19 protein-coding genes are annotated in these 23650 nt (G+C 70.0%); 10 read left to right on the top strand and 9 right to left on the bottom strand.

Features of this window, described 5'->3' with window-relative positions:
• Positions 1-81 precede the first annotated feature (81 nt).
• The 5 genes from KK131_RS08260 (at position 82) to ntrC (ending at position 6278) form a co-directional block, all read left to right on the top strand.
• On the top strand, positions 82-1104 hold the full coding sequence (locus KK131_RS08260) for a serine kinase (protein ID WP_214556181.1): 1023 nt from the start codon (positions 82-84) through the stop codon (positions 1102-1104).
• A gap of 178 nt (positions 1105-1282) precedes the next feature.
• Positions 1283-1894, top strand: a complete 612-nt coding sequence (locus tag KK131_RS08255) for a peroxiredoxin (protein ID WP_214556688.1) — start codon at positions 1283-1285, stop codon at positions 1892-1894.
• Positions 1895-2083: 189 nt separating this feature from the next.
• The gene (locus KK131_RS08250; RefSeq protein WP_214556180.1) at positions 2084-3829 is read left to right on the top strand and encodes an ABC transporter ATP-binding protein; all 1746 of its coding nucleotides are present in this window, start codon (positions 2084-2086) and stop codon (positions 3827-3829) included.
• A 66-nt stretch (positions 3830-3895) separates the two neighbouring features.
• Positions 3896-4906, top strand: coding sequence for an ATP-binding protein (locus KK131_RS08245; protein WP_214556179.1), 1011 nt, complete (start codon positions 3896-3898; stop codon positions 4904-4906).
• On the top strand, positions 4899-6278 hold the full coding sequence (gene ntrC, locus KK131_RS08240) for a nitrogen regulation protein NR(I) (RefSeq protein WP_214556178.1): 1380 nt from the start codon (positions 4899-4901) through the stop codon (positions 6276-6278). Before KK131_RS08245 ends, ntrC begins: the two co-directional genes overlap by 8 nt.
• A 164-nt stretch (positions 6279-6442) precedes the next feature.
• On the opposite strand, the gene KK131_RS08235 is transcribed toward ntrC, so the two are convergent.
• The gene (locus tag KK131_RS08235) at positions 6443-10327 is read right to left on the bottom strand and encodes a glycosyl transferase family 36 (RefSeq protein WP_214556177.1); all 3885 of its coding nucleotides are present in this window, start codon (positions 10325-10327) and stop codon (positions 6443-6445) included.
• Between the two features lie 189 nt (positions 10328-10516).
• Here KK131_RS08235 and KK131_RS08230 point away from each other — a divergent pair, with 189 nt between their 5' ends.
• Together KK131_RS08230 and gnd are read left to right on the top strand one after the other, a co-directional pair.
• Positions 10517-11851 (top strand): glucoamylase family protein, encoded by a 1335-nt coding sequence (locus KK131_RS08230; protein ID WP_214556176.1) that lies wholly within the window; start codon positions 10517-10519, stop codon positions 11849-11851.
• A 34-nt stretch (positions 11852-11885) separates the two neighbouring features.
• The gene (gene gnd / locus KK131_RS08225) at positions 11886-12791 is read left to right on the top strand and encodes a phosphogluconate dehydrogenase (NAD(+)-dependent, decarboxylating) (RefSeq protein ID WP_250887021.1); all 906 of its coding nucleotides are present in this window, start codon (positions 11886-11888) and stop codon (positions 12789-12791) included.
• Between the two features lie 317 nt (positions 12792-13108).
• Here the strand turns inward: gnd and KK131_RS08220 are convergent, their stop codons facing one another.
• From KK131_RS08220 to KK131_RS08185, 8 genes are all read right to left on the bottom strand, one after another.
• Positions 13109-13480, bottom strand: a complete 372-nt coding sequence (locus tag KK131_RS08220) for a YciI family protein (RefSeq protein ID WP_214556174.1) — start codon at positions 13478-13480, stop codon at positions 13109-13111.
• Positions 13481-13621: 141 nt separating this feature from the next.
• Complete coding sequence (locus KK131_RS08215; RefSeq protein ID WP_214556173.1) at positions 13622-14167, bottom strand: DUF488 domain-containing protein; 546 nt, start codon at positions 14165-14167, stop codon at positions 13622-13624.
• Between the two features lies 1 nt (position 14168).
• On the bottom strand, positions 14169-14384 hold the full coding sequence (locus KK131_RS08210; protein ID WP_214556172.1) for a DUF2945 domain-containing protein: 216 nt from the start codon (positions 14382-14384) through the stop codon (positions 14169-14171).
• A gap of 119 nt (positions 14385-14503) precedes the next feature.
• Entirely contained in the window at positions 14504-15208 is a 705-nt protein-coding gene (locus tag KK131_RS08205) for a LytTR family DNA-binding domain-containing protein (RefSeq protein ID WP_214556171.1), read from the bottom strand.
• Entirely contained in the window at positions 15208-16248 is a 1041-nt protein-coding gene (locus KK131_RS08200) for a histidine kinase (RefSeq protein WP_250887022.1), read from the bottom strand. Before KK131_RS08200 ends, KK131_RS08205 begins: the two co-directional genes overlap by 1 nt.
• 42 nt (positions 16249-16290) lie before the next feature.
• Positions 16291-16953 (bottom strand): alpha/beta hydrolase fold domain-containing protein, encoded by a 663-nt coding sequence (locus tag KK131_RS08195; RefSeq protein WP_214556169.1) that lies wholly within the window; start codon positions 16951-16953, stop codon positions 16291-16293.
• A gap of 16 nt (positions 16954-16969) precedes the next feature.
• Positions 16970-17737 (bottom strand): energy transducer TonB, encoded by a 768-nt coding sequence (locus KK131_RS08190; RefSeq protein ID WP_214556168.1) that lies wholly within the window; start codon positions 17735-17737, stop codon positions 16970-16972.
• Positions 17738-17839: 102 nt separating this feature from the next.
• Positions 17840-20002 carry a prolyl oligopeptidase family serine peptidase gene (locus KK131_RS08185; RefSeq protein WP_214556167.1) on the bottom strand — a complete coding sequence of 721 codons (2163 nt, stop codon included), beginning with the start codon at positions 20000-20002 and terminating at the stop codon, positions 17840-17842.
• Between the two features lie 149 nt (positions 20003-20151).
• On the opposite strand from KK131_RS08185, the gene KK131_RS08180 reads away from it, so the two are divergent.
• The 3 genes from KK131_RS08180 (at position 20152) to KK131_RS08170 (ending at position 23602) form a co-directional block, all read left to right on the top strand.
• The gene (locus KK131_RS08180) at positions 20152-22596 is read left to right on the top strand and encodes a S9 family peptidase (protein ID WP_214556166.1); all 2445 of its coding nucleotides are present in this window, start codon (positions 20152-20154) and stop codon (positions 22594-22596) included.
• Positions 22597-22848: 252 nt separating this feature from the next.
• A complete protein-coding gene (locus KK131_RS08175) occupies positions 22849-23037 on the top strand; it encodes a hypothetical protein (RefSeq protein ID WP_214556165.1) in 189 nt (62 codons plus the stop codon).
• A gap of 1 nt (position 23038) precedes the next feature.
• Entirely contained in the window at positions 23039-23602 is a 564-nt protein-coding gene (locus KK131_RS08170) for a dihydrofolate reductase family protein (protein WP_214556164.1), read from the top strand.
• The last annotated feature ends 48 nt before the right edge of the window (positions 23603-23650 follow it).

The following is a 23650-nucleotide window of genomic DNA, read 5'->3' as shown; positions in this document are numbered from 1 at the left end:
GAAGCCGCACTCACCGGCCAGCGTGTTCGCACTGCGCGGCGCGATGCCATCCACCACGGTTGAAACCCGCGATCGGCGACGATGACCCTGAACCCACACCACGGTGCCCAAGCCGCCGTTTCCGATCCGTTTGGCGAACACTCGCGCCGGCACGCTTCGCTGTGCCGGCAGATCATGGGCGGATGTTTCCACTTCGAAAGCGCCAGCGCGGCGCTGCTGGACCTGGTCGATGCTGCCTACGCCGGCCTGCCGCCGCACCGCCTGCCGCCGGCCGCGCCGGAGTTCCGCATCGAGCTGCGCCTGCTGCCGCGCCGCGCGTCGCCGCCTGCCGCCGAGCCGCCGCCGGTGCAGATGCAGTCCGGCGCCGGCCTGCTCTGCGGCGTGATGGACGCGTCGAACTACGTGGTGCTGGCCCCCGCGCAGCGCCAGGCCCTGGTGGTGGCTTCCGAGGACATGCTCGATCGTCCCTACCACCTGCGCTACGAACTCATCGAATTCGCCGTGTTCACCCTGGCCACGCGCGGGCTGGGCCTGGTGCCGCTGCACGGCGCCTGCGTGGGCCGAGAGGGGCGCGGCATCCTGCTGCTGGGGGGCAGCGGTTCGGGCAAGTCGACCGTTGCCTTGCACAGCCTGCTGCAGGGCCTGGACTTTCTCGCCGAAGACGCGGTCTTCGTGCAGCCGGAAAGCCTGCTCGCCACCGGCGTCGCCAATTACGTGCACGTGCAGGCCGATGCGCTGCGCTTCGTCGACGACGGGGAGGTCCGCCGCTGGATCGGCGAGGCGCCGCGCATCCGCCGCCGCAGCGGCGTCGAGAAATTCGAGGCCGATCTGCGCCAGGGCCACGGCCGGCTCGCGTCGGCGCCGCTGGAACTGGCCGGCGTGGTCTTCGTTTCCAGCCAGGCGGCCGACGATCCCGACGTGCTGCTGGGTTCCGTCCCCGCGGACGAGATCGCCGCAAGGCTGTGCGCCGACCAACCCTACGCGTCCGGGCAGCCGGGCTGGCATCCCTTCCAGCAGCGGATGGAGCAGATCGGCGCCCACCAGCTGCGCCGCGGGCGCCATCCGCGGGACGCCGTCGAGGCCTTGCGCCGACTGCTCGGCTGAGGTCGCCGGCCGCATTTGCTGCCACCCCGCGCCGGAGAGGTAACGATGGGCATGTGTGCGGCGAAGCACTTGGGAGTAGCTTGCCGGGCGTACCTGGGCAGTTCGATGTTCAACGGGCAACGACCGAAGCGCGGAGGTGTTCCGTGCCGTGCCGATGCCCTTCACGAGGGTCATGGAAATGAAAAAACGTCTTGTGGGAGCGGTTGCGGCGGGCGCGCTGGTGACGCTGGCTTTGGCGATGCCGGCCCTTGCCGCGCTCAAAACGGGTGCCACGGCACCCGACTTCACCGCCGAGGCCAGCCTGGCCGGCAAGCACTTCACCTTTTCCCTCGGGGAGGCGCTGAAGAAAGGGCCAGTCGTGGTGTATTTCTACCCGTCGGCTTTCACCGGCGGCTGCGATCTCGAAGCGCACACCTTCGCGACCAGGAAGGCCAAGTTCGATGCGGCCGGCGCCACCATCATCGGCGTATCGGCCGACAGCATCGAGCGGCTCGACGCGTTTTCGTCGGATCCGAAGTACTGTGCCGGGAAATTCCCGGTCGCCTCCGATGCCGACGGCAAGGTCGCGGGTTCCTATGACCTCGAGACGGTCGCGGCGAAGCCGGGCATGAAGGACGTGCGCGGCGTGGCGATCGACCACGTGTTCATCCCGCGCACGACCTTCGTGATCGCCGGCGACGGCAGGATCGTCGCCACGCTGTCGTCCGAGACCGATCACCTCCGGCCCGACCAGCACGTGGAAGAATCGCTGGCCATCGTGCAGCGCATGCAGGCGGGCAAGACCCCCTAGCGGGGTGTGAAGCGCCCTGGCGCGTGCGGACCACGGACGGCCCGCCGCGACCGGGCCTGCCGCAACCTTTTCCTCTGCGGGCCGCACCTACCGACGTGGGAATTCCGGCCCGGAGAGGTGTTGCCCTGAACCGCCACGCAGTACGTCGAAGCCGCGGCCGCGTTGGCCGGTCGACAACGCGGACCCGCCATGACGCCGGCTGAGTCGCTGCGGGCGCACGATCGGCCGCGGGATCTGCTGCGTTCGCTGGCGCGCACGCTCACCGGCATCGAGCGGGTGGAAACGGTCGCGTACGTCGTGCTGTCGCTGGGCGCGGCTTTCGCCGGCAGCCTCGCGGCCCTGCTGCTGGTGCCGCTGGTGCAGCCTGGGCAGACGCTGCCGTTCGGCGGCGCGCTGCTCGACCCGCGCCGCAGCGTGGAGATGCAGGCCGCCATCTTCGCGGCCGCGACCGGCGCCTTCGCCTTGTTGCGCTGGCAGGCGGCGCGGCTGGGCGCTCGCCTGGTCGGCCGCTACGGCATGCACCTGCGCCGCGCGGTGCATGCGCGCCTGATCGACGCGCCGTTGACCTCGCTGGCGGATGCGACATCCGCAGAAATCGCCAACGTCCTCACCCACAACGTCGAGCTCATCGTGCAGGGCTTCAGCGCCCTGCAGCAACTGCTGATCGCCGGCGTCAGTGCTGCCGTCAGCCTGGGTTTCGCGTTCTGGGTGTCGCCGCCGCTGATGCTGGCGGCGCCGGTGCTGATGGGCCTCGGCTTGCTGGCATCGCGCGCCTACGGCCGCGAGCAGTCGCTGGTCGCTCGCCAGTACGTCGTCGACATGACCCGGCTGTTCTGGCACAGCGAGGATTTCCCGCGGCGCCTGCGCCACGTCCGCTCGTTCGAGCGCGAGGCGGCGGAGAAGGCGAGCTACGGCGCCATCTCCGAGCGGCTGTGCCACGGCTACCGGCGCCAGCTGGAGCTGGTGGCGTCCGGACGGCTGATGCTCGAACTGCTGGCGGCGGCGGGTATCGCCGCGCTGTTCGTGCTCGCGCACCGCTGGCACGGGGTCGAGCAGTCCGCGCTGATCGCGGTGTGCCTGCTGCTCGGACGCCTGCTGCCCTACCTGGTGACCACGCGGCAGAGCTTCCAGCAACTGCGTTCGGCCGCGCCGGCCTTCGAGCTGTGGCAGCGCTACGTGAGCCTGGCGCCGGTGCGCCCGTCCGCGGCGCCATCGGACGCTAGCGCTTCAGGCGCCGCGCTGCGCATCGAGCGGATGCGGCTGACGCCGCCGCCCTGCGGGCTCGAGGTCGGCGAGCTGGTGCTGCTGCCCGGCGAACTGACCCTGATCTGCGGTGACTCCGGCATCGGCAAGAGCAGCCTGGTCGACGTGCTGGCCGGCATGATGGCGCCCGAGGTTTTCGTGGCGCGCCGCGACGGACAGCCGATCGATTTCGACGCGTACCGCGAGCTGGTGCGCCATGGCGCCTACGTCAGCCAGAACGTGCGGCCGTGGCAGCACTCCGTGCGCGAATGCCTGCTGTGGGCGGCGCCCGACGCCACCGACGCGATGTTGCGCAGCGCTTTGGCCGACGTCGGCCTCGACAAGCGGCTGGCCGACTCGCCGCACGGGCTCGACACCGCGCTGCACAGTGCGTCGAGCCGGCTTTCCGGCGGCGAACTGCAGCGGCTGCTGCTGGCCCAGGTCATCCTGCGCCGGCCGTTCCTGGCCGTGCTGGACGAAGCCACCAGCGCGCTCGACGCCGCTTCCGAGACCGCGGTTCTCGCGACGATCAGGCGCCGCCTGCCGCAGACCATCCTGATCGCCGTCTCGCACCGGCCCGGCGTGGCGGCGATCGCCGATCAGTGCCTGACCATCGGCTCGGACCTTACTGCCACGGTGGCCGCAAGACCGGCCCGCGCCGCGGCGGCGGGTTCATCGGGGCGCGGCGAATAGAACGCCGCCGGCCCTCCGGCCGAAGCTCGATTTGCACCAAGACGAGACATTGTCCATGATGGTGCAATGAGTGACCTGGCGTGGCGGACGTGGGCGGAGCAGATGGCGACCGGGCTGGCCCTGGTCGACGCGGACCTGCGTCTGCGCTGGCTCAATCCCGCCCTGGTCGAATGCCTGGAGCTGGGTTTCCGCAGCGTGGCGGGGCAGCCGCTGGGGCTGCTGCTGGACGGCGCGGACGAGGGCATGGCACAGGCGGCGAAGGTGCTGGCGGAGCAGCGGCCGGCGCACTGGCGCGGGGTGGCGCTGGCCGCGGCCGATGGCCGCGAGATCAGCGCGGACATCGCGCTGCAGCCGTTCGGCGATGGCCTGCTGCTGGAAGTGCACGTGCTGGCCGAGCTGCCGTCGGCCGCCTCGCCGCTGTCGGCCACCCTGCGCGGCTTCGCGCACGAGGTGAAGAACCCGCTGGCCGGCCTGCGCGGTGCGGCGCAATTGCTGCAGCGGCGGGTCGACAACGAAGACCTGCAGGCGCTGGCCGGGATGATCATCGGCGAGGCCGACCGGCTCGGTGCGCTGGCGAACCGCCTGCTGCATCACGACGGCGCGCCGCAGCTCGGCCCGGTCAACATCCATCGCCTGCTGGAACGGCTGTGCGACCTGCTGCTGGCCGAACCCGCGCCGCCGCAGCTGCATCACGACTACGACCCCAGCGTGCCCGACCTGCACGGCGACGCGGACCGGCTGCAGCAGGTGCTGCTGAACCTGGCGCGCAACGCGCTGGAAGCCGGCGCGTGCACGCTCACCTTGCGCACGCGGGTCGAGCACGGCGCGCGCGTCGGCGAGCGGATGCTGCGCATGGCGCTGCGGGTGGACGTGATCGACGATGGCGCCGGCGTGCCCGTGGCGCTGCGCGACACGCTGTTCCAGCCGCTGGTTTCCGGCCGCGCCGACGGCAGCGGCCTCGGCCTGGCGCTGTCGCGCGAGATCGCGCACGAACACGGCGGCGAGCTGCGCTACACCAGCCGCTCCGGCCACACGGTGTTCTCGCTGTACCTGCCACTGGAGCGCGCGCATGACTGAAGAAATCTGGATCGTCGACGACGACCGCGGCGTGCGCTTCGTGCTGGCCGAGGCGCTGCGCGATGCCGGGCTCGCGGTGCGCGAGTTCGATGCGGTGGCGGGCGTGCGCGCGGCACTGCGCGAAGCGCGCCCCGCGCTGCTGCTCACCGACGTGCGCATGCCGGGCGAGGACGGGCTGGGCCTGCTTGGCGAGCTGCAGGCGCAGGGCATCGGCCCGGTGATCGTGATGAGCGCGTACACCGACGTGGCCACCGCGGCGGCGGCGTATCGCCTTGGCGCCGTCGACTACCTGGCCAAGCCGTTCGACCTCGACCAGGCGGTGGCGGCGGTGCAGCGCGCGCTGGCCAGCGCGGCCGCGCCGACGGTGGCTGCCGGCCACGCGATCGCGCCGAACCATGCGTTGCTCGGCGAGAGCGCGCCGATGCGCGAGGTGTTCCGGCTGATCGGCCGCGTCGCCGCCAGCGACCTCAACGTGCTGGTCACCGGCGAGACCGGTACCGGCAAGGAACTGGTGGCGCGCGCGCTGCACGAGGAAAGCGCGCGCCGCGGCCAACCCTTCGTGGCGCTGAACACCGCGGCGATCCCCAGCGAGCTGCTGGAGAGCGAACTGTTCGGCCACGAGGCCGGCGCGTTCACCGGCGCCACCCGCCGCGTCGCCGGCCGCTTCGAGCAGGCCGAGGGCGGCACGCTGTTCCTCGACGAAATCGGCGACATGCCGCTGGCGCTGCAGACGCGCCTGCTGCGCGTGCTGGCCGGCGGCGAGTTCTACCGCGTGGGCGGGCGCGAGCTGATCCGCTGCAACGTGCGCATCGTCGCCGCCACCCACCAGGACCTGGCCATGCGCGTCGCCGCCGGAGCGTTCCGCGCCGATCTGATGCACCGCCTCGACGTGGTGCGCATCGAGCTGCCGCCGCTGCGCACGCGCCGCAGCGACATCCCGCTGCTGGCCCGGCACTTCCTCGCCGCCACCGCTCAGGAACTGAAACTGCCGCCGAAGCGTTTTTCCAAGGCCGCACTGAAACTGGTCGCCCAGCGCGACTACCCCGGCAACGTGCGCGAACTGGAAAACCTGTGCCGGCGACTGGCGGTGATCGCGCCCGGCAGCGAGATCCTGCCGGGCGACCTCGGCAGCAGCGCCGACACGGCGCGCGGCGGCGAATGGACCGACGCGTTGCGCGAGTGGGCGGTGCAGGCGCTGGCCGACGGCGAGGCGGACATCCACGCGCGCGCCCGCGCGGCGCTCGACCAGACCCTGCTCAACGTGGCGCTGCAGGCGGCCGACGGTCATCGGCAGAACGCCGCGCAGGCGCTGGGCGTGGGGCGCAACACGCTGACCCGCAAGCTCGGCGCCTCGCGCGCCCGAAAGAGCTGAGAACGCCTCACCCCCCGTTCACCCTGAGCGTAGGCTGCAGGCCGAAGTCGAAGGGCCCCCGTAACCATAAAGCCACATGGCGTCGGCCCTTCGACTTCGCCGCTTCGCGGCTACGCTCAGGGCGAACGGGGGAGAGTTCGCAGCAGTGCGGGCGTTGCCCGCCCTTACATCCGCGGGTTTGGCTCAAGTCTACCGAGAACAATAAGTAACCGGTGCGCCTCGCCGTCGTCGACCAGTGGCACCTCATTGCCGGTGGCCGGCGTTTGGCCGTCCAATTCGACGCGTGCGACGCCGCGACAGACACCGTCCGGATTCTCCACGCTGATCTCGTAGCAGGTGACCTGCTGCTTGCCACGATGCCGGTAGCTGAGCCGGAAGCCCGGCCAGTCCTTCGGGATGCACGGCTCGATGCACAGCCGATCGCCGCGCAGCCGGAAGCCGAGCACGGCCTCCAACCCGGCGCGGTACAGCCACGCGGCGGAGCCGGTGTACCAGGTCCAGCCGCCGCGGCCGACGTGCGGGGCGACCGAGTAGACGTCGGCGCAGGCGACATAGGGTTCGACCTTGTAGCGCTCCACCGCGGCGGGGCTGTCGCCGTGATGGATCGGGTTGAGCAGGTCGAACAGGCGGCCGGCGCGGTCGCCGTCGCCGAGGCCGGCCCAGGCGAAGATCGACCACGCCGCACCGTGCGTGTACTGGCCGCCGTTCTCGCGCACGCCGGGCGGGTAGCCCTTGACGTAGCCGGGGTTCTCCCGGCTGTGGTCGAACGGCGGGGTGAACAGGCGGTGGATCCGGTTCGGGTGGTCGACCAGCAGGCGGTCGACCGCGGCCATGGCCTGCGCGGCGTGTTCGCGGTCGCGGCTGCCGGCCAGCACGCTCCACGATTGCGCGATGGTGTCGATGCGGCATTCGTCGCTTTCGTGCGAACCGAGCGGCGCGCCGTCGTCGTAGTATCCGCGGCGATACCACTGGCCATCCCAGGCGCGTTCCAGCGCGGCACGCAGGTCGTCGGCATGGCCGCGCCAGCGCTGCGCGCGTTCGGCCTCGCCGCGCTGTTCGGCATGCGGCGCGAATTTCGCGATCGTGGCGAGCAAGAACCAGCCGAGCCAGCTGCTCTCGCCGCGACCTTCGGCACCGACCGCGTTCATGCCGTCGTTCCAGTCGCCGGTGCCGATCAGCGGCAGGCCGTGCGCGCCGCGGGTGAGGCTGCTGTCGATCGCGAGCGCGCAGTGTTCGTACACGCTGGCTTGCCGGTCGGAGCGTTCGGGCTGGAAGAACGCGTCGGTGGCGCCGTCGGGGATCGGCTGGCCGGCGAGGAACGGCAGCACCTCGTCCAGCACGGCCGCATCGCCGCTCACCTCGACGTAGTGCGCGGCGACATACGCCAGCCACAGGCGGTCGTCGCTGACCTTGGTGCGGATGCCCTGGCCGCCCGGCGGCAGCCACCAGTGCTGCACGTCGCCCTCGGCGAACTGGCGGCCGGCCGCGCGCAGCAGGTGTTCGCGGGCGAGGTCGGGGCGGCTCACGCACAGCGCCATCACGTCCTGCAGCTGGTCGCGGAAACCGTAGGCACCGCTGGCCTGGAAGTAGGCGGTGCGCGCCCACAGCCGGCAGCTGGTGACCTGGTACAGCAGCCAGTCGTTGAGCAGGATGTCCAGCGCGCGATCGGGCGTGCGCACCTGCACGGCGTCGAGCAGGCCGTTCCATTGCGCGGCGACGTCGGCGAGCACGCCCGCGATATCGGCCGCGCGATATTTCTCGACCAGCGCCTGCGCCGCGCTCTCGTCGGCGGCTTCGCCGAGCAGGAGCCGCAGGTCGAGTTGCGTGCCGGGCGGCAGTTCGATGCGCACCTGCAGCGCGCCGCAGGGCTCCAGCCCGGCGCCGAGGCGGCCGGACAGCGGCGTACCGTCGCGCAGCGCCTGTGGCTGCGCGACCGTGCCGAGCGGTCCCAGGAATTCGTGGCGGTCGCCGCTCATCGAATGCGCGGGCCCGGCCAGGTCGATGAAGGCCACGCGGTCGCCGAAGTCGGGCCGCCAGCGGTTGCGCGCGAACAACGCACCGGTGCGTTCGTCGCGCGAGGTGATCACGAACGGCGCCGGCGTGCTGCCGTTCGCGCCCAGCGCCCACTCCACGTAGCCGGTCACCGACAGCCGCCGCGTGCGCGGCGAGCGATTGCACAGGCGCAGGCGCGACAGCTTGAGCGGATCGTCCGTCGGCACGCACTGCAGCAGCTCCAGTTCGATGCCGTGCGCGTCGTGCTCGAAGCGCGTCCAGCCCTTGCCGTGGGTGGCCGCGTAGTGCGCGTCGGCCACGCGGATCGGCAGCGCGCACGCGCTCCACAGCACGCCGGTGTCCTCGTCGCGCAGGTACAGCACGTCGTGCGGGCTGTCGCTGACCGGGTCGTTCGGCCACGGCGTCAGCGGATTCTGCTGGCTGTTGAGCGACCACGCATAACCGCCGCCTTCGGCCGACAGCATGCAGCCGAACGCGGGGTTCGCCATCACGTTCACCCATGGCGCGGGCGTGGGGCGCTGCCCGTCGAGTTCGATCCGGTAGGCGCGGCCGCCGTCGACGAAGCCGCCGTGGCCGTTGGCGAATTCCGGCGCATCGGCGTTGGCGGCGACGGCCGCAGCCATGGCGGTCGCGCGGATCGGCGCCGGCGCGGCGGGGGCGGGCGACGATCCGGCGGCGATCTGTGTCGGTTGCGCCGCGTCCAGCACCACGCGCGCCACCGTCAGCAAGCCGCTGCGCAAATCCTCGCCGATCGCGTCGTCGCGCAACGCGAACAGTTCGGCCTTGGGCAACGGGCCGTCGGTTTTCAGGCGCGCCTGCTGCGCACCCACCAGCGAATCGAGCGCAGCCTGCCGTGCATCGCCGGCGGCCTGCAGCAGCACCACGTCGACGGCAAGTTGCTGGCGGCGCCAGTGCTGCTGCGCCTGCAGCACCTCGCTTACGCGCGACAGGTCGTCGGCCTCGCCGAGGCGCAGCAGGATGATCGGCCGGTCGCCGGAGATGCCGGCGGACCACAGCACCGGCGCGCCGCCGCGGCCGCGCGCCAGCGCGTCGGGTGCCGCGCGCTGGCACGGATCGTTGTACAGCAGCGCGCTCATCCAGCGGGCGAACCGCGTCGCCTGCGTGGCGTCGATGCCGAGCTGTGCGCACTCGGCTTCGGCACGTTGCGCCGCGCCGTCGAACAGCCGCGCGGCGGCGTCCGGATCGCCGAGTTGCGCGGTCAGGGCCATGGCGCCGTCGCGCGAATCGGCCAGTCGCGTCCACAGCATCAGGGCCACGCTGCCGTTCGGCGCCAGCGTGAAGCGGCGGCGCAGGCTGAACACCGGATCGAGCACGCAGCCGACGGTGTTCGACAGCGCGGCGCCCGGCTGCATCGCCTGCGCATGGCGCAGCGTGCGCAGGCGGCCGAGGAAGCGTGCGCGGTCGGTTTCGAATTCACCGGCATCGCCGTCATCCTTCCCGGCGATCTGCAGCGCCTGCGCCGTCCACACTTCGGCCTCGCTGCCGTCGCGCCGACGCCGCGTGGCCAGCAGGATGCCGCGCGTGGCGCTCCATTCGGTCTGCACGAACATCTTGGAGAACGCCGGGTGCGCGTTGTCGGCGCCGATCGGGCCGAGCACCAGCTCGGCGTACGAAGTCAGCGACAGCGTGCGCGTGCGGTCGCCGTGGTTGCTCAGGGTGAGCCGGCGCAGTTCGATGTCGGCGTCGGCCGCCACCGCCACGTCCAGCACGCTGTGCACGCTGTGGTGGCGCCGGCTGAAACGGGCCCGCCCGGCATCGAACGCGACCGCGTCGTCCGGCGTGCGGTTGCCGTACGGCTGCCGACTGGCCGACCACGTTTCGCCGCTGTCTTCGTCGCGCAGCAGCAGGTAGCTGCCCCAGCCGTCGCCGACCGGGTCCTCGCGCCAGCGCGTCACCGCCAGGCCGCGCCAGCGGCTGAAGCCGGAGCCGTTCGCGCCCAGCATCACGCTGTAGCGGCCGTTGGACAGCAGGCAGCGCTGCTCCGCATCGGTGCTGCGGGAGGAAGGCGATGACATGGCGACTCCTGTCGACGGCGACGAAAACCCCAGCATGCGCCGGGCGAGGCATAGGTGGCGTCAACCCGCGCTTCACCATGCCGCGGAGTAGGATGCATGCGGCATCCATCGGGCGTGCGATCCGGCGCCGACGGCGCGGCGTCTTCCGTGCCCGGGCTGCCCTCACCGCGACAGGCCACGACCAGATCCATGCGTTCCCATCCGCCCAGTCATCCGCTCGAATCCGGCACGCAGCTGCGGCACCTGCAGAACAAGGCGTTCGCCTACTTCCAGTGCGAGACGAACCCGCAGAACGGCCTGGTCGCGGACAAGACCGCGCCGGACTGGCCGGCCAGCATCGCCGCGACCGGATTGGCGCTGAGCTGCTACCCGGTGGCGGTCGAGCGCGGCCTGATGAACCGCCACACGGCGATCGGGCGCACGCTGGCCACATTGCGTTTCTTCCGCGACAGCGCGCAGGGCACCGAACCCGATGCCACTGGCCACCGCGGCTTCTACTACCACTTCCTCGACATGCAGACCGGCAGGCGCGCGTGGCAGTGCGAGCTGTCCACGGTGGACAGCGCCTTCCTGTTCGCCGGCATGCTGACCGCCGCGGCGTACTTCGACGACGACACCGCCGAGCAGAAGGAAATCCGCGACACGGCGAACTTCCTCTACCGGCGCGCGGAGTGGCCGTGGGCGCAGGCCGCCGACGGCACCATCGGCCACGGCTGGCACCCGGAAAGCGGCTTCATCCCGCATCGCTGGCAGGGCTACGACGAGGGCCTGCTGCTGTACGTGCTGGCGCTCGGCTCGCCCACCCATGCGCTGCCGCCCGCGGCCTATGCGGCCTGGTCGTCCACCTACGAGTGGAAGCGCTGCTACGACATCGACTACCTGTACTGCGGCCCGCTGTTCACCCACCAGCTGTCGCAGGTGTGGATCGACTTTCGCGGCATCCGCGACGCGTTCATGCGCGACAAGGGCATCGACTACTTCGAGAACAGCCGGCGCGCCACCCTGGTCCAACAGCGCTACGCCAGCGACAACCCGCTCGGCTTCAAAGGCTACAGCGATCACTGCTGGGGCATCACCGCCAGCGATGGTCCCGGTCCGGCGACGCGGAAGATCGACGGCATCGAGCGCCGCTTCGAGGACTACGTCGGCCGCGGCGCGCCGTACGGCATCGACGATGGCACGCTGGCGCCGTGGGCGGTGGTGGCGTCGCTGCCGTTCGCGCCGGAAATCGTGCTGCCGACAGTGCACCACTTCATCCACACGCTGCAGCTGCACGACGCGCATCCCTACGGCTTCAAGGCCAGCTTCAACCAGACTTGGGTCGACAAGCCCGGCCAGTTGCTGGACGGCTGGGTGTCGCCGTACTGCTTCGGCCTCAACCTTGGCCCGATCGTGCTGATGGTGGAGAACCATCGCAGCGGCATGCTGTGGGAACTGATGCGCGGCTGCCGCTGGATCGCCGACGGCCTGCGCCGCGCCGGCTTCGACGGCGGCTGGCTGGATGCCGGCCAGCGGCGCGCATGAACACGACAACCTTTCCCGTTACGGAGTGAACACGATGGAACTTGGCATGGTGGGTCTCGGGCGCATGGGCGCCAACATGGCGGAGCGCCTGGTGAAAGGCGGCCACAAGGTCAGCGGCTTCGACCCGAACGCGGACGCGCGCAAGGCGGCCGAAGCGAACGGCATCGCGCCGGCGGCCTCGCTGGAAGCCCTGGTCAAGGCCTTGCCGGCGCCGCGCGTGCTGTGGCTGATGGTGCCGGCCGGCAAGATCACCGACGACACCGTCGACACCTTGCTGCCGCTGCTGACCAAGGGCGACACCGTGATCGACGGCGGCAACTCCAACTACAAGGACACGCTGCGCCGCGCGCAGCTGTATGCCGAGCGCGGCCTGGGCTACGTCGACTGCGGCACCAGCGGCGGGGTGTGGGGCCTCAAGGAGGGCTACAGCATGATGATCGGCGGCGACGAAAAAACCGTCGAGGCGCTGCGGCCGATCTTCGAAACGCTGGCGCCGGCGAAGGACCAGGGCTGGGGCCGGGTCGGCCCGGCCGGCTCGGGCCATTACACCAAGATGGTCCACAACGGCATCGAGTACGGGATGATGCAGGCCTATGCCGAAGGCTTCGCGATACTCAAGCACAAGGAGGAGTTCGGCCTCGACCTGCACCAGGTCGGCGAGATCTGGCGCACCGGCAGCGTGGTGCGCTCCTGGCTGCTCGACCTCGCCACCGACGCGCTCGGCAAGAACCCGAACCTGGACGGCATCGCGCCCTACGTGGTCGATTCCGGCGAAGGCCGCTGGACCGTGAGCGCCGCGCTGGAACTCAACGTCTCCGCCCCGGTGATCACGCTGTCGCTGATGGAACGCTTCCGTTCGCGCGACAGCGATTCGTTCGCCGACAAGCTGCTGGCGTCGCTGCGCAATGAATTTGGGGGGCATGCGATCAAGAAGGAGTGATCGGGGTTGCCTCGCGCGCGCATGCCTTGCGCTACTGCGCGGATGACTCGTGCCCCGGTAGGAGCCCGCTCGCGGGCGATGCTTCTGTCGCGCTGATGCGGATTCAAGGCAAAGCGCTTTCGTCTGCCTGCGGCCTGTCGACCCCGACCCACCGCCGCGCAAGGGGCCCCGGGCAGAGTACGGGCCATCCCGTCCCGCACTCGGTGTGCAACTGCTGCGCGGTTGCAGGAGCGGAAGAGCCGAGGTGACTCACGAGGCCGTAAAGGCGTTTGTGGAGAAAGGGCGCCGAAGCATTCTTGATGCAGGCGTCCAAGCCATCATTGGGCCAGGTAGAAATCCATGGGGATAAGCTCGATGGCCCATCCGCCTTCTTCGCCCAGCGTGGCGGCGGGGTGCATGGATGCGATGCGCAGCGCCTCGTCACGGCTGTCCGCCTCGATGATGAACAGGCCGCCCACCACTTCCTTCGACTCGGTGTAAGGCCCATCGCTGACGTGCGTCTTGCCGCTGCGCGGGCGAAGCGTCCTCCAGCTGTCCATGTCGCCAAGCGACGCGGAAACCAGAACCTTGCCGGTGGCGCGCATCTTCTCGTCCAATGCCGGGCATTGGCTCACCAGTTCCTTGACATCGTCTGGTGCCATCGCGGCGAATTTTTCGGGGGTGAAGTAGGCCAGGCCGACGTATTTCATGGGAGATCCTTTGGGTGGGGATGCACTGACGACGAAGCTGATGATCGGAAATCGACAATGCTCTGGGAGAGTTTGCAGCGGGGTCTCGGCCAGCCTGTCCGCTTCGGGTCGACGTGCGACGCCGAGGTATGCGCCGAGGCGCTACAGCAACTCCCCCTGCGGCGCCGCATAACTCAACTTTCCATCCATAATCCGCGCCGGCGACGTATACGGATGCACCGTCGTGTGCGTCGCATCGATGATGTGGATCACCTCGATCCCGCGCAGTTTCAGCACGTCGGCGATCAGCGAGCGGTGGCAGCGCCACCACACCGCCTCGGCGCACATCAGCGCGGTGCGCTTGCCGGCGGCCAGCTTCAACAGCTCGGCGAGGCCTTCGGCGAATTCCGCGGTGGCGGTGTAATCCGCGTAGCCCTGGAACGAGGCGTTGCGCCACGCGGTATTCGGCGAACCCGGTCGTACCTTGCGGCGGCCGCCGAGCTTCGGCAGCCACTGGTAGGCGATGCCGTGCGCGGGCAGCGTGGCGGCCAGCGCGCCGCCGGCGAAATGCGGGTAGCGGCGCGAACCGGGAAAGCGCCGCACGTCGGCGATCGCCTCGATCCGGTATTCGGCGAGCAGGCCAAGGAACTCCTGCAGCGTGCGGGTGGAGTGGCCGATGGTCCAGATCGTGGCGGGGCCGTCGGGCATCTCAGTCGATCTTGTGCAGCGCCGCGCCCTTGTGCATGGCGACGTGGTCGGTCTTGTCGCTCTGGATCTCGTACTGCGGATCGGCCTCGCTGCAGCGGCGCGTGTGGCCTTTGTATTCCGTGTCGCGCGTATGCACCTTGATGATCCGGCCGGTCACGTAGCCGGCTTCCGAATTCCAGCGCACGTGGTCGCCGACTTTGAAGGGGTGGTTTGTCATGGCAGCTCCCGGCAATGGCGGCATGTTACTTCCCGCTGCGTGACCGCGCAGTTGACGGCGCGGCACTCGGATACGCATGAAATGTCGCCGGGATGTTTGCCAGTCGCTCGCGTTGCCATTCACCCCAGTCGCAGTAGTTTTCTTACCGCTGGCAAATTGCGCCGGCTGATCTCGGGGTTCAGTTCGCTGCCGTCGAGGCGGGCCAGCACGCGGCCGTCGGCGAGGGTCTTGAGGCCGAGCAGGCGCGGCGGCGGGACGAGGCAGTTGCGGTGCAGGCGGATCAGCTGGTCGGGGTAGGCTTCTTCCAGCTGGCGCAGCGATTCTTCGATCAGCAGTTCGCCGCGGCGGTGTTGCACGACGACGTATTTTTCGTCGGCGAGCAGGCAGATCACTTCGTCCAGCGCGATGCGCACCTGTTCGCCGCGCAGGCGGCCGTGCAGGTACGCGACCGGTTCGCGCGGGGCGTCGGCGAGGCGGCGTTGCGCGCGTTGCAGCGCCTCGCGCAGGCGGTCGAGCCGTACCGGTTTCAACAGGTAATCGGCCGCGCCCAGCTCGAACGCCGCCAGCGCATGCGCTTCGTAGGCGGTGCAGAAGATCACCTGCGGCCGCGCGCGCCCGGCCAGGCGCTGCGCCAGCGCGACGCCGTCGATGCCGGGCATGTTGATGTCGAGCAGCAAGGCGTCCGGCTGCAGCTCGCCGAGCGCGACGAGCGCGGCTTCGCCGTCGCCGACGTTGCCGACGACCTCCACGCCGGCGCATTCACCGAGCAGCGCGGCCATGCGAGCGCGCGCCAGCGGCTCGTCGTCGACGATCAACACGCGCATCAGGCGGCTCCTCCCGGCAGCTGCAGCAGCACCACGAAGCGATCGTCCTGCGGCCCGGCCTGCACCGTCGCCAGCGGGCCGTAGCGGTAGGCGACGCGCCGGCGCACGCTGTCCAGGCCATGGCCGTTGCCGGCGGCGGGCGGGGTGGCCGGCAGCGGGTTGATGATCTCGATGCGCACGCCGTTGCCGTCGCGCTGGCCGCGCAGGACCACCTCGCCGCCTTCGCGCAGCGGCTGGACGCCGTGGCGCACCGCGTTCTCCACCAGCGGCTGCAGCAGCAGCCGCGGCAGCGGAAAGTCGGCGGGCAGGTCGTGCAGTTCGCGGCGCACGCGCAGGCGCGCGCCCAGCCGCAACTGCTCGATCGCCAGGTAGCGCTCGACCAGCGCCAGCTCCTCGCCCAGCGTGCCGTCGTCGGTGTCGTGCTGGCCCAGTGCGGCGCGGAACAGTTCGGACAGGTCCTCCACCGTGCGTTCCGCGGCGTCGGGATCGACCCGGATCAGCGCCGCCACGGTATTCATGCTGTTGAACAGGAAGTGCGGGCGGATGCGTGCCTGCAGCGCCTCGACCTGGGCGCGGGTGACCGCCGCCAGCCGCGCCTGCCACTGCGCCAGCACGTAGAAATAGCGCAGCATCGCGGCGCCGAGCAGGGCGGCGATCAGCACGTTGTCGCGTACGAACACGGGCAGGCTGCTGCGCACCAGATGCATCTGCAACGCACCGTCGAACCAGTGCGCCACGATGCTGGCGACCAGCACAAGCAGCAGGATCAGCAGCCATACGCCGACATACGGCAGGTGCCCCGGCAGGCGTTGCAGCCACGGCCGCAGCGTGCACAGCGTCACCGCCACCACCATGCCCAGCAAGGTCACGAACAGCATGCCGACGCTGTAGGCGGACCAGTCGCGCGGGTCGTCGCGTGCCAGCCACATCAGGGTCACCGTCAGCGCGCCCACCACGAGCAGCGCGAACAGCGCCGGCAGCCGGCAGAAGTCCGGCAGCGGGCTATGTTCGATATGGCCGTGCGGGCCGCGGCGGGACATGGGTTCGCGCATGCAGCCAAGTATGCCGCAGCGCGGTCGCGCTTACGCCAGCCGCCGGCCCAGCCAGCGACGCAGGTCGTCGATCTCCTCGGCGCACACCGCATGGGCCATCGGGTAGGTGTGCCAGTCCACCGTGTGGCCCAGCGCCTGCAGCGCATCGCGCGAGTCGGTGCCACGCTGCAGCACCACCACCGGATCAGCCGTGCCGTGGCCCCAGAAGATCGGCGTGGCCGCGTTCGCGGCGCTGCGCTCGGCGGTGAGCGTGGCGGCGATCGGCAGGTAGGTCGACAGCGCGATGATGCCGGCCAGCTTTTCCGTATGGCGCAGGCCCGCGGACAGCGCGATCGCGCCGCCCTGCGAGAAGCCGGCGAGGAAGATCCGCTCGCTCGGCACGCCGCGCTCGTGCTCGCGCGCGATCAGCGCTTCGGTAGCGGCAATCGAGGCGCGGATGCCGGCTTCGTCCTGGCGCGCGTGCGCATCGAAACCGACGATGTCGTACCACGCGCGCATCGACATGCCGTTGTTGATCGTCACCGGCCGCACCGGCGCATGCGGGAACACGAAGCGCAGCGGCGGCCATGCCGGATCCACCAGCTCCGGCACGATCGGCGCGAAGTCGTTGCCATCCGCGCCGAGGCCGTGCAGCCAGAGGATGCTGTAGCGCGGGTGGGTGGCGGTTTCGTGTTCGACGGTGGGCAGGGGCATGCGGTACTCGGCGGGGTCAGGGGGCGTTGGTGATCGTGGCGACGGCGCTGGGATGCAGCGGACTATCCAGCGCAACCTCCTGTTCCGATGGCAACGGAATGGCGGGCTGGGCGGTCTCTGCGTCCGCTGCCGCGGCATGCATGCGCGCGGCTTCGCGCAGGATCCGGGTTTGTTGCGCGGTGTAAGTCTGACCATCAACAGTAAAGATAAACGGTATACGCAGTTGCGTTGCCACCGGCTGGCCATCGACCTGCTCCGGGATGGCATGCCACTGTTTGGCGGCCGCCAGTACGGCAACCTTGAACGACGGCGGTACGGGCCAATCCGCGAACTTGTTGCTCACTTTCATGTCGGTCAAATGACCGTTCGGCTGCACGGTGGCGTCGAGGATGAGGAACGCCGCTTGGCGCCTGCTGAGCGCGTCCGCAGGGTATCGCGGCGGTGTCCGATTATCGAGGCGGGGGCCGTTGCCCATGAAGCTGATGCGCAGATCGTACTGACCGCTCGCGTTCGGCAATGCCTGCAGCTTGGTGCGGATGAACGTATGCGCCGGTACCGGTCGACCGCTGAGTGTCGCCGGCACGAATTGCCATTGCTTGACCGCGGAGTTCAGCACGGCGGCGATCGATGCGGGTACGTTTGGGTCGACCTGAGTGGCAGTGATATGCCCTTTTGCATCCACGTCGGCACCAACTCTGTAAGTCTGTTCGCGCTTCTCGGCGGCGTATGCCGTCAAGGAACAGGCCAGTAGAAGCATGGCCGCACAGGGTATGGCCTTTTTCATCGTGATTCCTCCCCCCAGTTAGCACCGGCGCCCTCGCGTCGCGTGAGCGATCATCATGCCGCAGTGGCAACGTGCAGGGTAGTCAGCACGTCTCCGCTGCGTTCACGGCGTGACGCCAAGCCCCAGCTCATGCGCGAAGAAGGTCAGCCCGATCGCGGTGTCGCCGACGCGCTGGCTGAACGGGGCGCCGACGCCGTGGCCGGCGTTCATGCGGGTCAGCAGCAGGATCGGCTGGCGCGAGCTGCTGGCGTTCTGCAGTGCGGCGGCGAACTTGCGCGACTGCCATGGCGCCACCCGCGGATCGTTTTCGCCGGTGGTGAGCAGCACCGCCGGGTAGGCGGTGTTCGCCTGCACGTGCTGCAGCGGCGAGTAGGCCAGGGTGGCCTTGAACTGCGCCGGGTCCATGATGCTGCCGTATTCGGGGATATTGTACGGGCCGTTGGCGAAGTCGGTCTCGTGCCGCAGCATGTCGTAGATGCCCACGCGCGCCACCACCGCGCGGTAGTCGCCGGGGTGCTGCACGATCTGCGTGCCCATCAGCAGGCCGCCGTTGCTGCCGCCGAGGATGCCCAGGTGCGCGCGGTCGGTCCAGCGCGTGTCGATCAGCGCCAGCGCGGCGGCGTGGAAGTCGTCGAACACGTTCTGCTTGTCGAGCTTCTGCCCCTGCGCGTGCCAGGCCTGGCCGTTCTCGTTGCCGCCGCGGATGTTGGCGTAGGCGAGCACGCCGCCGTGTTCCAGCCAGGCCAGGCTGGAGCCGATGAAGCCCGGCTTGATCGGGATGTCGAAACCGCCGTAGCTGTACAGGATGGTGGGCCGCGCGCCGTTCGGGGTGGTGCCCGGCAGCGACAGCACGGTCACCGGAATCTTCGTGCCGTCTTTCGAGGTACCGTCGATGCGCTGCACGACCACCTTCGAGTAGTCGGCGGCCGGCCTCACCTCGAACACGGTTTTCAGGCTGCCGCTGCGGCCATCGTATTCGGCCCAGCGCGCGGGCGTGGTCCAGCCACTGTAGCTGATCAGCGCCTTGTCCTGGCCGGACTCGGAGGCGATCTCGCCGATGCCGACACCATGCGGCGGCAGCGGCAGCCGGCGCACGAAGCTGGCGTCGGCGCCGTACTGCTCGACCCACCAGTCCGGGCCCCAGCTGCGCACCACCAGGAAGCCGCCGCCGAGCGGGGCGATCTGCTGGATCGCGCCCTCGCGCTCGGCCAGCACCGGCACGGGCTTGCCGTCGTCGCCGATGGCCACGATGCGGCCGCGCGGCGCATCACGGAACGAGGCGGCGTATAGACGTCCATTCACCCAGGCGGCCGTGCGCACGTCGGCGTCGCGGCCGAGCACGCGCTCGAAGCGGTCGCCGCGGTGCAGGAACACCTCCGCCGGGCCGCCGTCGCCGTCGTAGGCAAGCACCGCGGCCTGCGCGGTGGCCGGCGCATTCACCAGCACGTACTCGGCGGTCTTCGCGTAGTCCTTGCCGAACACCACGCTGTCCGCCGTGGCGGCCTGGCCCAGCGCGTGGTGCACCAGGGTGGCGTGGAACTGTTCCACTTCCTGCCCCGCCGTTGGCGGCGCGAAGCGCACATAGCTGAAGCCGCGTTCGTCAGCATCCCAGGCCAGGCCCTGCGGCGTGGTGCCGCCGCCGGCCCAGGGCAGGGTGTCGGGCAGGATTTTGCCGCTGGCCACGTCGAGCACGCGGAGGGTGGTCAGCTCGCTGCCGCCTTCGGCGGTGCCGTAGGCGAGGTAGCGCCCACGCGGCGATGGCCAGTACGCGGTGATCGCGGTACCGCCGTGGTCGGCGTTCGGATCCACCAGCACCTTCGCTGCACCGTCCGGCCACGCCTGCGCGATCAGCATCGGCTGCGGCTGCGGCGGAGTCTGCTGCAGGTAGAACAGGGTGCCGCCGGCCAGCATCGGACCGGAGCGCGTGGTCGAGGTGATCGCCAGTTGCTGCACTCGCGCGGTGAGCGTCTTGCCTTGCGGCATCGCCGCCAAGGCGGCTTCGGTGTACGCGTTCTGCGCCGCGATCCACTGCCGCACCGCCGGGTCGTCCGGGTTTTCCAGCCAGCGGTACGGGTCGGCCACGCTGACGCCGTGGAATTCGCCGGATGCGGCATGCTGTGGCGTGGGCGGCGGCAGCGGCTGCGACTCGCCGATCAACGCGACTTCGAGCGGCGGCTTCGGCGACGGGTTCGCCGGCGGCAGCTGGGCCGCGGCGGCGCTGCCGGCGGCGAGCAGCAGGGTGGCGATGAGGGGAGCGAGGCGCATGGCGGGGATTCCATGGGAAGACTGTGGGAGCTGGGGAGAGTAGCAACGCGCCGCCGCCGTTGCAGCCACCGACGTCTGACTTTCGGCAGGGGTGGCCGCGTGCCGGCGGCGCGCTCGGTTATGCTGGCCTTTTTGCCCGGGAAGAATCCATGCGCCGATTGCTGCTTGCCGCCCTCGTAGCCTTCACCGTCGCGCCGGCCGCAGCGGCTGCCGCGCCGGTCTCCACGCCGCTCGACCTGGAAACCGTGATGGCCAATCCCGACTGGATCGGGCAGGCGGTGGAGCAACCGTACTGGAGCGTGGACGGCCGCCACCTGTACTACTCGCTGAAGCGCGACGGCAGCCCGTTGCGCGACCTGTACCGGGTCGATCCGGCGACAGGCCATGGCGCGAAGCTGGACCCGGCCGCGCTGGCGCAGGCCGACGGCCCGGCGGTATTCGACCGTGCACACAAGCACGCCGCCTTCATCCTGCACGGCGACGTGTTCGTGGTGGAGTTGGCCGGCGGCCGGCGCACCCAGGTCACGCGCACGCCGCAGGAAGAATCCGCGCCGCGTTTTTCCGCCGATGGCCGCGCCCTGCAGTTCCGCGACGGCAACGACTGGTACAGCCATGACCTGGCCAGCGGCGTCACCGCGCCCGCAGCGGTGCTGAAGTTCGCCGACGATCCGCAGGCATCGCTGCCCGACGCGCTGGGCGAGCGGCAGCTGGAACTGTTCAAGACGCTGCGCCAGATCAAGGCCGACAAGCAGGCCCGGCGCGACGAGGACAAGACGCTGGCCGCCGCCGATCCGGGGCGTGCGCCGCTGCCGTTCTTCCTCGGCGACAAGATCGCCCCGGTCGACAGCGAGCTGTCGCCGGACGGCCGCTGGCTGCTGCTGGTCACCGCGCCGAAAGGCTACGAAGCGGGCAAGGCGCCCGAAGTCACCCACTACGTCACCGACTCCGGCTACGCCGAGCAAAAGGAGACCCGCGTGTACGTGGGCCGCAAGGATCCGGCGCCGCAGTCGCTGCTGCTGCTCGACCTGGCCAACCACCAGTCGTACCCGCTGGCCACCGACGCGCTGCCGGGCATCAAGGACGATCCGCTGAAGGACCTGCGCGCACGCGCCGTCGCCGCGCTGCAGAAGGCCGGCAAGGCCGACCGGGCCAAGGCGCTGAAGGCACCCGAACAACGTGCGGTGCGCATCATCGGCAGCGAGGACGACGGCGGTGGCGGCGGCATCGCGTGGAGCGACGACGGCCGCAACCTCGCCATCCAGCTGCGCGCGATCGACAACAAGGACCGCTGGATCGCCAGCGTGGATTTCGCGAAGCACGCCCTGGTCAACCAGCAGCGGCTTACCGACCGTGCCTGGATCAACTGGAACTTCAACGATTTCGGCTGGCTCAAGGACGGCCGCACGCTGTGGTACCTGAGCGAGCAGACCGGCTACTCGCAGCTCTACGTCAAGCCGCAGGGCGGCAAGGCGAAGGCGCTGACCACCGGCCAGTTCGAGGTGAGCCACCCGCAGCTCAGCGAGGACGGCCAGTGGTTCTACCTGCGCACGAACCGGGTCGCGCCGTACAGCTACGACGTCTATCGCGTGCCGACCACCGGTGGCGAGCTGGCGCGCGTAACGAACTACCAGGGCATGGACGGCTTCGCGTTGTCGCCCGACGGCACGCAACTCGCCGTGCTGCATTCCTCGCCGTACGTGCTGCCGCAGCTGGCGGTGCAGAGCGCCGCCGGCGGCACGCCGCGCGAACTGACCAACACGATGAAACCGGCGTTTACCGCGCACGACTGGATCGCGCCGCAGATCGTCGCGGTGCCGTCCTCGCACGGCGCGGGTTCGATCTGGGCGAAGTACTACGGCCCGGCCAACGAGCAGGCCGGATCGAAGCCGGCGGTGATCTTCGTGCACGGCGCGGGCTACCTGCAGAACGTCACCCTGTCGTGGTCGAACTACTTCCGCGAGCAGCTGTTCCACAACCTGCTGGTGCAGCAGGGCTACGTGGTGCTGGACATGGACTACCGCGCCTCCGAGGGTTACGGCCGTGACTGGCGCACCGCGATCTACCGCCAGATGGGTCACCCGGAGCTGGAGGACCTGCTCGACGGCAAGGCGTGGCTGGTGAAGCACCACAACGTCGACCCGCAGCGCGTGGGCATCTACGGCGGCAGCTACGGCGGCTTCATGACCGAGATGGCGCTGCTGCGCGCGCCCGGCGAGTTCGCCGCCGGCGCCGCGCTGCGTCCGGTCAGCGACTGGACGCTGTACAACCACGAGTACACCTCCAACATCCTCAACGACCCGCAGCTCGATCCCGAGGCGTACCAGGCCAGCTCGCCGATCGAGTACGCGGAAAAACTGCAGGATCCGCTGCTGATCCAGCACGGCCTGATCGACGACAACGTGCTCGCCGAGGATTCGATCCGCCTGTACCAGCGCTTCATCGAGCTGCACAAGAAGAACTTCTGGATGTCGCTGTACCCGCTGGAACGCCACGGCTTCGTGCACGCCGATTCCTGGTACGACGAATACCGCCGCATCGACGAGCTGTTCGAGACGTATGTGAAGCCGGCGAAGGGCGCCCCGGCCGGGCACTGATTCCTGCGTGACGCGCGACGGGCCGGCGGCATTCCGATGCCGGCGGCCTTGTTGCATGATGGCCGTGTGGCGCGGACGCCACGTTGGCCGGCACATCTTTGGCCTGCAGAGCTGCTACTTTGCCGACGTCGGTTGCTCCGCGTCCGGCGCCGTCATGGCCGATAGCCACGCCGGTCCATCGTGTCGCCGCCGTTTCGCCATTCATTCGGGCATCGGGTCATTCGCGATGCCGCTGAAGAGGAGGGTGCGGTCATGCAGGGCAAGTACGCGCTGGTGTCGGGTGTCGTCTTTGGCGTAGTCGCGGTCGTCCAGGCGTTGCGGCTCTTCAACCGGTGGCTGGTGCAGGTAGGGCCGTTTGCCGTGCCGGTGTGGTTTTCATGGATCGCGCTGCTGCTCGCGGGCGGTCTCTGCATCTGGGCGTTCCTGTCGGGGCGCCGGTAGCATGACCGGGCATGCGGGCTCGGCGGTGAAGGTGTCGGCCTTTGTCGGCACCAGTCTCGACGGCTTCATCGCGCGGGTCGACGGGGCCCTCGATTTCCTTCCCCCGGGTGGCGGCGAGCCGCATGGCTACGAGGAGTTCATGGCCTCGGTGGATGCGCTGGTCATCGGCCGCAAGACCTACGAGACCGTGCTGGCTTTCGATGCGTGGCCTTACGGCGCCAAGCCCGTCTGCGTGCTCAGCACCCGTCCGCTCGCGCCGGCTCCCGCCGGGGCGGTGGTCGAGTCCATGTCGGGGTCCCCGGCGGAGATCGTGTCGCGGCTGGCCGGGCGCGGCATCCGGCATGTCTATGTGGACGGCGGCATCACCATCCAGGGCTTTCTGCGGGCCGGGCTCGTCCAGCGCCTCGTCATCACGCGCGTGCCCGTGCTTGTCGGCAGCGGGATCCCGTTGTTCGGTGCCATTCCGCACGACATCGCACTCCGGCATGTCGCGACGCGGACGTACGCCAGCGGCCTCGTGCAAAGTGAGTATGAGGTGGTGGCCCAGTCTGGTCCCGGCCGCTGAGCTTGCGTACTGTCAGGCGGGCGCGGCGGCCGTCGAGGTGTTGTTCCG

The organism is Rhodanobacter sp. LX-99, from assembly GCF_018599185.1.
Classification (GTDB): domain Bacteria; phylum Pseudomonadota; class Gammaproteobacteria; order Xanthomonadales; family Rhodanobacteraceae; genus Rhodanobacter.
The sequence above is the reverse complement of the archived record's forward strand: the minus strand, read 5'-3'. Positions and strand labels throughout refer to the sequence as shown.

Coding starts and splice junctions, on each gene's coding strand:
- KK131_RS08260 (WP_214556181.1), top strand. CDS start 82: ATGACCCTGAACCCACACCACGGTGCCCAAGCCGCCGTTTCCGATCCG.
- KK131_RS08255 (WP_214556688.1), top strand. CDS start 1,283: ATGAAAAAACGTCTTGTGGGAGCGGTTGCGGCGGGCGCGCTGGTGACG.
- KK131_RS08250 (WP_214556180.1), top strand. CDS start 2,084: ATGACGCCGGCTGAGTCGCTGCGGGCGCACGATCGGCCGCGGGATCTG.
- KK131_RS08245 (WP_214556179.1), top strand. CDS start 3,896: ATGAGTGACCTGGCGTGGCGGACGTGGGCGGAGCAGATGGCGACCGGG.
- ntrC (WP_214556178.1), top strand. CDS start 4,899: ATGACTGAAGAAATCTGGATCGTCGACGACGACCGCGGCGTGCGCTTC.
- KK131_RS08235 (WP_214556177.1), bottom strand. CDS start 10,327: ATGTCATCGCCTTCCTCCCGCAGCACCGATGCGGAGCAGCGCTGCCTG.
- KK131_RS08230 (WP_214556176.1), top strand. CDS start 10,517: ATGCGTTCCCATCCGCCCAGTCATCCGCTCGAATCCGGCACGCAGCTG.
- gnd (WP_250887021.1), top strand. CDS start 11,886: ATGGAACTTGGCATGGTGGGTCTCGGGCGCATGGGCGCCAACATGGCG.
- KK131_RS08220 (WP_214556174.1), bottom strand. CDS start 13,480: ATGAAATACGTCGGCCTGGCCTACTTCACCCCCGAAAAATTCGCCGCG.
- KK131_RS08215 (WP_214556173.1), bottom strand. CDS start 14,167: ATGCCCGACGGCCCCGCCACGATCTGGACCATCGGCCACTCCACCCGC.
- KK131_RS08210 (WP_214556172.1), bottom strand. CDS start 14,384: ATGACAAACCACCCCTTCAAAGTCGGCGACCACGTGCGCTGGAATTCG.
- KK131_RS08205 (WP_214556171.1), bottom strand. CDS start 15,208: ATGCGCGTGTTGATCGTCGACGACGAGCCGCTGGCGCGCGCTCGCATG.
- KK131_RS08200 (WP_250887022.1), bottom strand. CDS start 16,248: ATGTCCCGCCGCGGCCCGCACGGCCATATCGAACATAGCCCGCTGCCG.
- KK131_RS08195 (WP_214556169.1), bottom strand. CDS start 16,953: ATGCCCCTGCCCACCGTCGAACACGAAACCGCCACCCACCCGCGCTAC.
- KK131_RS08190 (WP_214556168.1), bottom strand. CDS start 17,737: ATGAAAAAGGCCATACCCTGTGCGGCCATGCTTCTACTGGCCTGTTCC.
- KK131_RS08185 (WP_214556167.1), bottom strand. CDS start 20,002: ATGCGCCTCGCTCCCCTCATCGCCACCCTGCTGCTCGCCGCCGGCAGC.
- KK131_RS08180 (WP_214556166.1), top strand. CDS start 20,152: ATGCGCCGATTGCTGCTTGCCGCCCTCGTAGCCTTCACCGTCGCGCCG.
- KK131_RS08175 (WP_214556165.1), top strand. CDS start 22,849: ATGCAGGGCAAGTACGCGCTGGTGTCGGGTGTCGTCTTTGGCGTAGTC.
- KK131_RS08170 (WP_214556164.1), top strand. CDS start 23,039: ATGACCGGGCATGCGGGCTCGGCGGTGAAGGTGTCGGCCTTTGTCGGC.